Genomic DNA, 10,768 nt, shown 5'->3' with positions numbered 1-10,768 from the left:
CGGATCACGCGTCGTCTCCTTCAGCTTCGGTACCAGGCGTGGAGGGGGAATCGGCAGTGCACGCGGCGGTGATCAGAGCCGTCGTCTCCTCGGCGTCGAGCGGGAAGACGCTGACCTCGGCAGGGGCGAGCGCGCGGGCCGCTTCCTGGACGCGCTGGATGGCCCGGCCGCCGCCCGCCGTGCGCCGGGACTGATGCCGCGTTGGATGCTCGCGGGCGACAAGGACGATCTGGCGCGTCAGCAGATCCCCTGCCGCCGCGAGTTCGGCAAGGTAGTCGGCGTGAGCCCGGGCCGCACGTTCGAGGGCGGGGTGCGGCAGGGCAGGCGCGTGGTGGTGGAGCCGGTCGGCCAGGGGCGCAAGGTCGGTGCGGTGGCAGCGGACCAGGACCTGGGTGGGGCCGGTCAACGAGTTGAGCCAGCGAGCGAACGCCGCGACCAGACCCTGCTGCTCGGAGCCGCTGCGCAGATCGAAGTTGACGGTTGAGCACATCGCCAGCGCTGCCTGCCCCCACCCGCGCAGGCCCAGAACACCCATAGGACTGACAGCGTCGTACGGCATCCGCATAGCTGCCGGCATGGGTCCGGCCGCATGAGCCAGGCGCGGACTCACGAGGCCGGGCAGCGCCGGTACGCCTTCCGGGGCGTGCACGCGCCGCTTAGGGGCACGGGCGTGGGCGCAGGCGGCGAACAGGAACCGGTCCAGGCCGATGCCTTCCCGCGAGCCCAGCGCGATCGCGGTGACGACCCCAGCCACGGGCACGGTCATGACCAGATACGCCAGCGGCGCCATGACCGGGCGCATAATCCAGTACCCGCCGTACAGCACCAGCCCGGCGGCGGCCAGGATCGCGGCCTGCCGCGCGGTGAGCGGGCCCAGGACGCGGTCGGGCCGGGCAATATCGGCGGGGATACGGGTAGCAGCAGCCCCTTCGTCTTTCACATCGGACATGCGCACTCACCTCCGAGGCGGTTCGAGAGGCAGCCGGAGCTGCGCTGGACGGGCGGGCCGCAACCGCACCCGCTCGGCGGGAACCGGCAGCGCCAGCTGGCGCGAACGCATCCGCGGGCCAACCTGACCCACCGGCGGTCGTACTGAAGAAAGAGAGGGAAGACTGCGAGGCGTGGCCTGGGCCCGAGGGATGCGTTCGGCTCGGATGGGCAGCCAGGTCTGGACGGGGCGTGACGGGCGGCCGGGGACACGCTGCGCGGCCACGGGCAGCTTCAGCTGCTGCTTGCGGCGTGCCTGGGAGGGGTGCATTACCGTGCGCGGACCTTTCGGACTCGGATTGCGTGATACGGCAGGAACCGCGCCGGCTCGTGGACGGCCAGGCGGCGACCCCTGGGCCAGGCACATCGCCGCCGGAGCGTGCGCCGATCCGGCGCCGCCTGACGCCACGGGGGTGAAGAGGCGGCCACGCGGCGCGGTTGCACCGGCGGTAGCTGCGCTGGTCCCCGAGCCGCTGGCAGAGCCTGGAGTCGGTCCACGGCCAGGCAGCGTCCGGAACCAGCCGCCCCCCGGCCCCGGCCCGGGCCTCGGAGGCCGGATGCCTCCGCGGCCAGGCAGTCCGCCTCCGCCGCCGGGACGGCCACCCCCGCGCCCACCGCGGAGCAAGGGCATGCCGGGCAGGTAGCGGTCCACGAGCCGGTACATGGCCAAATGGCGCAACATCCGCACCGCCGTGGGGGCGTGAGGGTTGTGAATGGGCGTGGCGCGGAAGACGACCTGCATCGTCCAGCCCGGGATCTTGAACAGCACCCAGAACAGCGCAAGACCGGCCAGCATCGTGCCCAGCTTGTCCGCGTACGGAATCCCTAGCGCGGTCGCCCCGGGGGCAAAGAACAGCTTCAGCGCGACGATGAACGTCATCGACTGCGCCACCTGGATCACCAGGCAGCCGGCCAAGGCGCGCCACCACAGCCGGGCCATCGGCTCGGTGAGCGGGTGGGCGTGGCATGCCAGGGCCAGCGGGCCGGAGACAGCGAGCAGAGCCATGACGGCAACCCGTACGAAGAAGCCGATCAGGACCGCCAGGATCAGCGCGATCATGACGATCGAGACGATCAGCAGATAGATCTTCAGCCCCGGGGCGCCGAAAAGAGAGAAAGGGAGGGCGCGCTCCACCAGGCCCTGTCCGGCATCGGCCATGCCGATGCCCATGATCGCGTGCGAGAGGGCGTTGCCGAGAGCGATAATCTTCCCCGTCACGGTCAAAGACGTCGCGGAGGCGATCATCCCGACGAGGAGGCGTGGGGCGATCTGCTTGAGCGCGTACCGGGTCTGGACCGTCTCATACCCCATCACCGTGACCCCGCCCGCGGTTACGAACAGCACGTAGATGCCGACCGTGATGCCCATCGCCCCCGTCCACAGGCGTTTGAGGTCGGCGTGCTTGGTGACATTGGGTGTGGCGAGAAGGGTGTCGGCGAGCAGCTCCCGCAGCGGTTTCATGATCTGCTCGACGATCAGCCCCAGGAACGAGGTGATCGCGTTCACGATCATCCCCGGGATGTCCAACAGGCCGTCCAGACCCCAGCCGGCCGGTGAGCAGTCACCACCGGTGACCTCGCAGGCCGGAGGCGTCGGTCCGGGAGTCGGCTCCCGAGCTGGCGTACGCGGGTTCCTGTCGGCCGGGCGGCCGGGCGCCGGGCTCGCCCCGGGCGTGGCCCCCGGTTCGGGCGGACTTGCTCCCGGGCCAGGCTCAGGCCGCGGCTTCGGATCAGCAGGCGCGGCGGGCGCCTGAAGGACTGGCGCGGGCAGGGGCATGGCCTGCGCAGCCTGGGCGACGAGCGGACCACCACCCATAAAGAGGACAGCGGGGGTCAGGAGAAGAACCGCCGCGAGGCGGCGGATGCGGGTCATTGCCCGCCGCCGTCGTCGAGGCCCACGATGTGCTGCAGCACGACCACGAAGACCGGGGCGAGAATCGCCAGCCCGTAGCCGATGGCAGCGCTCTTCAGCGCACGCTTGGCCGCCTCGATCTCCCCCGGGTCACCACCGGCCGTCAGATAGCGCACGCTGCCGAAAGTGAGGAACAGCGTGGCCAGTCCCGCGAGCAGACCGACGATCCAGGCCCGCAGGTTCGAGATGACCTCCGGGATCGTGGCCACCGCCCACACCACGGGCGGATCCGCCAGCAGCACAGCAGCGGCCACAGCGGCGACGAACACCAGCCGGCCCCCACAGCGCACAGGCCGACGCTTGGCGAGGTGTGGCCGACGGAAGCGGCAGAGCATGGCAGGGCACCTCCATCAGGCACGAGAGCAGCCAGGCAGACAAGAAGCGGACACAGGAGGCTGGTGGAGGTGAGCCGGAACTCTTCGCCCGGGCTGCCTCCTGCACACAGCAACCGGACAGACTCGGGGTGTCAGCACGAGACGGCGTGCCCACCCCCACCAGCACAGGGCCCGAAGCATGAGAACGCCGCAATGCGCGGGCCCTTTCCAGGCCGGGCGGCTTCTCCCGACCTGGGGGAGAAGCCGCCCCCCCTTTTCACTCCTGATAGAGAATCGGGGGCCGGGATTTTGACAGCCCGGGACCGAAAGCCCCTCCCTTGCCCCTGCTACTGGGCGCGATGCCGACGCAGGTGATGGACCAGGCGCTGCTCTGCGGCGCCTCGGTGACGGTAGAGCTGACGCATGCTCACCCCACGCTCGCACGCGAGCTGCTGCATCGGCTCGCCATGAAGCCGGGTACGGGCGATCAGCTGCGCCTCGGCCAGGTCCACCACTCGGGCCCGCACCGCGCGCAGGAGCACCTCGTGCTCGTCTCCCTCCATGCCGGTGGTGGCGTGCAGGCGGCCGAGGTGGGCCATCGGCTCACCGGCCTCGCGCTCACAACGGCGGCGGGCCGCATAGATGAGCCGGTGCACGGCGCGATCCGCCGCACCGAACAGCTCCCGGTCCAGCCCCGGATCCGCCGCATGCACTCCCGCGAGGGCAACGGTCACGGCGGCGAGGGCTTCCTGCTCGACCTCCTGTCGCTCCAGGTGGGCGGGGCGGGAGAGGCGGGCCAGCATCCGGCGCAGCACCGGAATGGTCATGGCCACGGCCACCGTGGTCCACGGCTCGCCGAGCGCGTGGGCGCGGCGCGCGACCTCGCACCATGTGCGCGCTCGCAGTTCGGGCCGGGTGCTGGGGTGGGCCAGCCGGGTACGGATCCGGTCGATGGGCCAGTTTCCTTCCGCAGGGTCGTCGCAGACCAGGCCGGCGGGCAAGGTCAGCGGCGCGGAGGCTCGGGCGAGTGCGAGAAAGGACTGCTCCAGCTCCTCCAGCGGCGAGGCGGCGAAGGTGTGCGGGCGGTGAGGGGCGCGGTGGTGCATGACACGACTCCCATGAGCGGTTCGGACAACTTCCGCCGTCAGCCCTCTCACCCCACCGCGCCACCGCCGTCCCACCCGCGGGCCGCCGCCGGGCAGCGAACAGCCTCCTGGCCCGCCCTGTGCGATGGCCCTGCTCTGGCGCGGCCGCCATGAGCTGCACCGGCGCCCGGATCCCGCGCCCGTGAATCGAACGAAAAAAATCTTGAAGAAGCCTGCGGGCCCTTTCAGCGCCCCTGACCAGTGCGGCTCCCTGGTGGCTCGCGCATGGCTCGCGACTGGCCCGCCCCGTATGACCTGCGATTTCAGGAGAGAGCGCCAACAGCCATGCGGCGCCGCCATCGGCAGACGGCACGGGCACACGGTCGATCGAACAGGGCTGAAGGGGATGGCAAAGACCCACATCCGGGATCCCTATTGATCACGTCAGCACCAGACGGCTGGACCCCTTCCCCGGGCTCCACCAGCCGATGACCAACCCCCAGCACCGCCGAAACAGCTCCAACGCGCGGCACACGTCCGGCCCGTTGCCGACGACCATCTGGCTCCCCACCCCAGGCGGCCCCGAGAACGCCCCCGCCCCGGGAGACGTGCTTCCCGCCTGGGCGATCGAAAAGATCCGCGTCGAGTTCACGCGCCGCCCAGGCCACCGACCCTCACCACTGATCAAGATGCACATCCGTGACACCGAACCGGGCATGGACGCCCGCACTCGCTGCGTCACCTACCCCGACACCCCGAACGCGGCCAGGAGGGCACCGGTCCTGCTGGCTGAACTGCACCCGGACACCCTCCCCGCAGACGGCAGCGCACTGCTCGCCACCGATAACACCACGCCTGCGGCGATGGAGAACGGTTGGCCCGGCTTCTTCCACCGCGCTCACCGACTCCTGCCCAGTGACGGACTCCTCCTGCTCGCCACCCGCCAACGCCGCGACGCCGGACGCCTCACCGAACCCCTCGGCTCCCTCATCGCCACAGCGCGTACCGCCGGCTTCCGCTACTTGCAGCACATCGTCATCGTCCACGGTCACCTCGCTGGCGACCGGATCACGTCCACACCGCCCGAAGGCGCCCCGCCCGGGCTCATCCACTCCGACCTGATCGTCCTGTCCGCGATCACCAGCGCATAACAAAGAGGAGTCCGCCATGTCCGTCAGTAAATCGGTGTGGAACACCGCACCCACCTCCGCCCCCGCCCAGCGCGGCAACCGCTACACCACCGGCTCCGCCGCCCACCCGGCCAAGATGCTCCCCGCGATCGCCGCCCACGCCATCCGCACCTACACCCAGCCCGGCGACCTTGTCCTGGACCCGATGTGCGGCATCGGCACCACCCTCGTAGAAGCCGTACACCTCGGCCGACACGCCATCGGCACCGAATACGAGTCCAAGTGGGCGAAACTGGCCCGCGCCAACCTCGCCCTCGCCACCCGCCAAGGCGTCACCGGTCACGCAACGGTCACCTGCACCGACGCCCGACATCTCCTCACCCACATCCCACCCGAGCGGCACGGCACAGCCGCCCTGGTAATCACCTCACCCCCCTACGGGCCCTCCGTCCACGGCCAAGTCCGCTCCACCCGCGAAACCGGACAGCGCGGCGTCGTCAAGCAGCACTACCGCTACAGCCGCGACCCGCACAACCTCGCCCACGTCTCCACCGACAAGCTGCTCGACGCCTTCACCCAGATCCTCACCCAATGCCGCACCATGCTCCGCCCCGGAGGCACCGCCGTCGTCACCACCCGACCCTGGCGAACCCGCGGCGAACTCATCGACCTGCCCTCCGCCGTCCTCGCCGCCGGCCAGGCCGCCGGACTCACCCCCGCCGAACGCTGCGTCGCACTCCTCGCCGGCATCCGCGACAGCCGACTCATCGCCCGCCCCTCCTTCTTCCAAATGAAGAACGTCCGAGACGCCCGCCGCGCCGGAATCCCCCTCCACCTGGTCCAGCACGAGGACGTACTCGTCTTCACCCGACACACACAGGACCTCGCCGGCCACCCCGCGACGTCCCGGCCTCCGCGCTGCAGCAGCCGCGGGCAACACCCGCCCCGGTCGACCGGCGGCTGCCGTGCTCGCCGAGCAGACGATCGGAGAAGGAGGTGACCTGCTCCTGCCCCCCCAGGTCCCACAGCGGCGCCACTCTCACCAGTGGCGATTGCCGCGTAGACGACTGTCACCCGGACGAACACGAATTCGCGCACTGAGAGATCCGTATTGAAGAAGACACTCGGTTCCCTCACCTCTGGGCAAGCCCGACCGCCCTTGTGCGCCGATCGCACACGTAGCACCCCGCCGGCCCAAACCGCTGACGACTCTCCCCGCCCTCAAGGAAGGTCAACTGCATCTCCAGGCGTTGGCAGCACACGCCTGCAAAGAGCAGACAATGACCAGCCGACCCCGCCTGCTGAGCCGGTCGCCCAGGAGGCACAGCAGGCCACGCACCGGCTCCTGCACACCCCCGAACAAGCAGCCGCCCTGCTCCAGGTACCGGCGTCGTGGCTCCGCAAGAAGTCAGCCGCCGGCCGCATTCCCTGCACAAGGGTCGGACGGCACCTCCGGTTCTCTACAGAGGACCTGAACGCCATCGTTCGCAGCGGCTCCCGACGCCCTGACCACCATGGTCACACCTGACCGACAACCACCCGGCAGGGGGGTTCCCCTCTGCCACTCCAGCGAGCGTCCATGGACGCCCTGGCGACCCACCCGGTCGTCTTCGCCCTCAGACATCAAGGAGCCAACCCGTGGCATGGGTCGAACGACGCGGTAACAAGTGGCGTGTACGGTACTGGAAGCCCGACGGCAGGGCCGGAAGCATTCCCGGCAGCTTCGAGACCGAACCAGACGCCCGCGCGCATGCTGACCAGCTAAACGCCGCCACGCCCGAACCCACCGAGCAGACGCATCACCCCACATCCCCGACCCCACGGCCTACCGCGCCCACCCCTACCAACCCCACCGCACCACACACCGTGACGGTCGCTGAATGGGCCGAGATCTGGTGGCAGACCCTGGACGTCGGCGACAACACCGAGGCGTACTATCGCAGCCTTCTCACCCGCCACATCCTGCCCCGCTGGGGGACCACCCCCATCGACCAGATCACCCCCGCCGACGTCCAGGTCTGGCTCAACCGACTACGCGCCACCTATGCCACCGCCACCATCACCGGCTTGAGGAAACTCTTTGCCATGGTCATGGCCGACGCCGTCGACAACCAACTTCTGGCCACCAATCCCGTACGCCCGCGACGCCGAGGACGAGGACGCATCGAACCACGCCGCGAAGCCACCTGGGCCGACGAATACCAAGTCCTCACCATCGCCCACCGCATCCTCCGCTTGGCCTCCCGCAATCAGTGCCTACTGGTGATCACCGCCGCCTACACCGGCATGCGCTGGGGGGAACTCGCCGGCCTCCACCGCGACAACCTCGACTTCACACACGGTCGCATCCACATCACCGCCGATGCTGGCGCTCTTCACGAAGTCAACGGCCACCTCACCCTCGGTCACCCCAAGACCCACGCCAGCGTCCGTACCATCACCCTCCCACCCTTCCTCACCCAACTTCTCGCCACAGACCTCGCCGCCTCCACCCGGCCCTTCGTTTTCACCACACTGCGCGGCAAACACCTCCGCCGTTCCGGCTTCCAACGCCGCCTCTGGGCCCCAGCGGTATGCGGCGGACGCTATCGCGGCGAGACATGGGACCCCGTCCAGCAGGGACTGACATTCCATGGCCTGCGACACTCCCACAAAACCTGGCTGATCGAAGACGGTGTTCCTCAAGCCGCCCAGGCACGCAGACTCGGCCACATCATGGAAGGCAAGATCGACGACATCTACTCCCACGTCACCGCGAGCATCGACGCCCGGCTCATCGCCGGTCTCGAGACCCGCTGGCACCGTGCCCTGGAACGCTATCACCGCAACCTTGGCCCTCAAGAACCGCCGTCCATTACGTCCTGACCACGTGCGGCCGTAACTCACATCCGGCACAGCCCCTCCCGCGCGCTACACCGGTTGTAACAGCGAAATGGTCAGCCCACCATGCGGCGATCACTCCCGCCGACCGGCTCCTGCGGGGTCCAGCTCACCGACAGGGCCACTGCCGTGACGTATGAGCAGAACGAACAATGGCACACTCCCCGCCCGCTGCAGCCGACAGACGGCAGACGCTGTCAACCGGTCGGACTGACCGAGAGCCGAACTGCACCTGGCCCTCACCGTGCTGCTGGAGGGCATGGCGAGTTCCGCCCGACAGATTCGGCACCGGGCCTCCACGGCTACCAGGCCACCAGGCTGGTCGGTTCCACGGTCGTCACCCACGTCCGGGCACCCGGTGCTGGATAGAACCGGAGGCGTCCCCCGGTGTTCACGCACCGGGGGCAAGTCGGCCGCTCTCCCGATAGGAGGAGACTGCGAACCTGTTTGCCGCATACCTTCGGAATGGTGTACCCCACCCAATGGCACTCGCCGACCTTGCGACATCAGGTCCTCCGGACAGAACCAATGTGATCAACTGGGCAAGGCCTACCCGACGCCTGACCCAGCGCTGAGCTCAACGGTGGATTTTCGCGCATGGGGTGACGTCGGTCTTGTTGAACTCGATGCACAACCAGGTGCCGCTCGCGAATTTGCGCCCTTTGAGCTTCCAGTTCACGTTCGAAAAATTCGTCATTCCTGCAGATGTGGAGGTTGCGTCCTTCCACCGAGTGATATCAGCTCGTACCCCCTTGTATACGCTGTAGAGCCGTGCCTTGACACCAGTGCCGTGACCATCCATCCAGCCACCGGCCTGCTTCACCGAGAGTTTCTTGCCCTTAACTACCAGCCCCACCTTGCCTTTCTTTACGGTGGCGTCGGCGTGCGCAGGCCAGGTGGCGCCGCCCAGAAGGAATGCTGTCGCAGCGGCTGCACAGATCATCTTCTTCATGGTCGGCTCAACGGAACCGTTGTCTAGAGATTACGGCAGTTGACTTCTTATCACTCCATAGGCTGACTGGAGTCCGTCGCTGCTGGCTCGGCAACCTAACGACCGGTGAGCCGGTGCGCGCGACAGCACCGCTCGGAAGGTCGACGATTCAGACTGGGGACAGCCGGAGCGTCAATCGGGGATTGGATCAGACCCCCGAGCGGTGCCTTCCCCATCCTCGCAGGCCGGAATGTCCACGTCTTGGATGATAAGCCGCACATCTGGGTGATCTTGCGTCGGTATCAGCATGAGCAGCGGCAGCTTCGGTATGCCCATGCCACCCCTACCGAAGGAGTGGCATGGGAAAGATCAAGGCGGTTGCCGTTGTGGTCGCTGTCGGCGCTGCGCTGGGCCTCTCAGCGACACCGGCCTCGGCGGTGCCCGCGGCGCCGGGCGACACGGTGACGAGGACGCTTACGCAGGCGATCGCGGATCTGCCGGTCGCGGACGAGTCCCGGACCGGGTACGAGCGCACCAAGTTCCGGCACTGGGTGGACGCGGACCGGAACGGCTGTAATACGCGGGCAGAGGTCCTTCTGGAAGAGGCGATCGTGCCGCCGACGGTCGGCTCAGGATGCAGACTGAGCTGGGGAGAGTGGGACTCCTGGTACGACGGTGGGACGATCGACGGCCCCGCGGGTCTGGACATCGACCACAAGGTGCCGCTCGCTGAGGCATGGGATAGCGGCGCGTCGGTGTGGTCTGCGCAGGAGCGGCAGGACTACGCCAACGACCTAGGCGATCCTAGGGCGCTGGACGCGGTGAGTGCGCAGCAGAACCGCCAGAAGGCGGACAAGGATGTCGCTGAGTGGCTGCCTGCGGACGCCGGGGTCCATTGCCGGTATGTCGAGGACTGGGTCGGGGTGAAGACCCGATGGGGTCTTTCGGCGGACCCCGTGGAGGTGTCGGCGCTGGAGCGGGTCGCGGCCGGGTGTCCGGATGAGGAGATCACGGTCGTACTCGCCCGCTGACGCCCTGCGCACCCCTCGCCCGCGCCCCTGGGCCGGGCGAGGGCCTTCCGCTGCCCCGGCTCCGCGCACGCACCACCCTGCCCCTGCCGCACCTCGCCGGATGGACCGCCACATAGCCTGCCGATCGCTGGGCCCGACTCACCGCGCCCCGGCGGGCGCAAGCCTTGCGGTGTCCTGCGCGTTTCCTGGCCGGGCAGTCAGAACGCGCCCGCGTTCTTGCCTGCTCGGCCTCGTCGCCGACCTGGGGGGCTCGAACCACCCCCCGCTGGCGCGGGGCCGACTCGGCCGCGTCGTGCAGGCCCATCAGCTGGGTCGAACCACCCGCTGGCGCGGGCTGATAGGGATCGTTGAGATTGGTTCTGTCAGCGATCTGGTGAAACTCCAGGTCAAGCCGCTAAATGGGCGGGAACCGCACGGATATCAGGGTTGGGCTTGCCAGCCGAGTGGATCTTCTCCTTCTCTCAACGAGTTTGATCGCGGCGAGCTACGCTTACTCCG

Annotated in this window: 10 protein-coding genes; 5 read left to right on the top strand and 5 right to left on the bottom strand. The window is 68.7% G+C overall.

Annotated features, from left to right (window positions below):
• Positions 1-4 precede the first annotated feature (4 nt).
• The 4 genes from PS467_RS09245 to PS467_RS09230 form a co-directional block, all read right to left on the bottom strand.
• Entirely contained in the window at positions 5-949 is a 945-nt protein-coding gene (locus tag PS467_RS09245; RefSeq protein WP_311034857.1) for a PrgI family protein, read from the bottom strand.
• Between the two features lie 6 nt (positions 950-955).
• A complete protein-coding gene (locus PS467_RS09240) occupies positions 956-2,515 on the bottom strand; it encodes a TrbL/VirB6 family protein (protein WP_498076480.1) in 1,560 nt (519 codons plus the stop codon).
• Between the two features lie 341 nt (positions 2,516-2,856).
• Complete coding sequence (locus tag PS467_RS09235) at positions 2,857-3,234, bottom strand: pilin (RefSeq protein WP_311034855.1); 378 nt, start codon at positions 3,232-3,234, stop codon at positions 2,857-2,859.
• Positions 3,235-3,560: 326 nt separating this feature from the next.
• Entirely contained in the window at positions 3,561-4,319 is a 759-nt protein-coding gene (locus PS467_RS09230) for a hypothetical protein (RefSeq protein ID WP_311034854.1), read from the bottom strand.
• 668 nt (positions 4,320-4,987) lie between these two features.
• On the opposite strand from PS467_RS09230, the gene PS467_RS09225 reads away from it, so the two are divergent.
• From PS467_RS09225 to PS467_RS09215, 4 genes are all read left to right on the top strand, one after another.
• Complete coding sequence (locus tag PS467_RS09225) at positions 4,988-5,449, top strand: hypothetical protein (protein ID WP_311034853.1); 462 nt, start codon at positions 4,988-4,990, stop codon at positions 5,447-5,449.
• 16 nt (positions 5,450-5,465) lie between these two features.
• Positions 5,466-6,428 carry a TRM11 family SAM-dependent methyltransferase gene (locus PS467_RS09220; protein ID WP_311034852.1) on the top strand — a complete coding sequence of 321 codons (963 nt, stop codon included), beginning with the start codon at positions 5,466-5,468 and terminating at the stop codon, positions 6,426-6,428.
• Positions 6,429-6,539: 111 nt separating this feature from the next.
• A complete protein-coding gene (locus PS467_RS42065) occupies positions 6,540-6,956 on the top strand; it encodes a helix-turn-helix domain-containing protein (RefSeq protein WP_432280557.1) in 417 nt (138 codons plus the stop codon).
• Between the two features lie 110 nt (positions 6,957-7,066).
• Complete coding sequence (locus PS467_RS09215; protein WP_311034851.1) at positions 7,067-8,293, top strand: tyrosine-type recombinase/integrase; 1,227 nt, start codon at positions 7,067-7,069, stop codon at positions 8,291-8,293.
• A 592-nt stretch (positions 8,294-8,885) separates the two neighbouring features.
• Here PS467_RS09215 and PS467_RS09210 read toward each other — a convergent pair.
• Positions 8,886-9,260, bottom strand: a complete 375-nt coding sequence (locus tag PS467_RS09210) for a hypothetical protein (protein WP_311034850.1) — start codon at positions 9,258-9,260, stop codon at positions 8,886-8,888.
• Between the two features lie 338 nt (positions 9,261-9,598).
• On the opposite strand from PS467_RS09210, the gene PS467_RS09205 reads away from it, so the two are divergent.
• Positions 9,599-10,270 carry an HNH endonuclease family protein gene (locus tag PS467_RS09205; protein ID WP_311034849.1) on the top strand — a complete coding sequence of 224 codons (672 nt, stop codon included), beginning with the start codon at positions 9,599-9,601 and terminating at the stop codon, positions 10,268-10,270.
• The last annotated feature ends 498 nt before the right edge of the window (positions 10,271-10,768 follow it).

The organism is Streptomyces luomodiensis (assembly GCF_031679605.1).
In the GTDB taxonomy this organism is placed as follows: Bacteria; Actinomycetota; Actinomycetes; order Streptomycetales; family Streptomycetaceae; genus Streptomyces; species Streptomyces luomodiensis.
Note: the sequence above shows the minus strand (reverse complement) of the source record. Positions and strands in the feature narration are given on the sequence as shown.

Coding starts and splice junctions, on each gene's coding strand:
- PS467_RS09245 (WP_311034857.1), bottom strand. CDS start 949: ATGTCCGATGTGAAAGACGAAGGGGCTGCTGCTACCCGTATCCCCGCC.
- PS467_RS09235 (WP_311034855.1), bottom strand. CDS start 3,234: ATGCTCTGCCGCTTCCGTCGGCCACACCTCGCCAAGCGTCGGCCTGTG.
- PS467_RS09230 (WP_311034854.1), bottom strand. CDS start 4,319: ATGCACCACCGCGCCCCTCACCGCCCGCACACCTTCGCCGCCTCGCCG.
- PS467_RS09225 (WP_311034853.1), top strand. CDS start 4,988: ATGCACATCCGTGACACCGAACCGGGCATGGACGCCCGCACTCGCTGC.
- PS467_RS09220 (WP_311034852.1), top strand. CDS start 5,466: ATGTCCGTCAGTAAATCGGTGTGGAACACCGCACCCACCTCCGCCCCC.
- PS467_RS09210 (WP_311034850.1), bottom strand. CDS start 9,260: ATGAAGAAGATGATCTGTGCAGCCGCTGCGACAGCATTCCTTCTGGGC.
- PS467_RS09205 (WP_311034849.1), top strand. CDS start 9,599: ATGGGAAAGATCAAGGCGGTTGCCGTTGTGGTCGCTGTCGGCGCTGCG.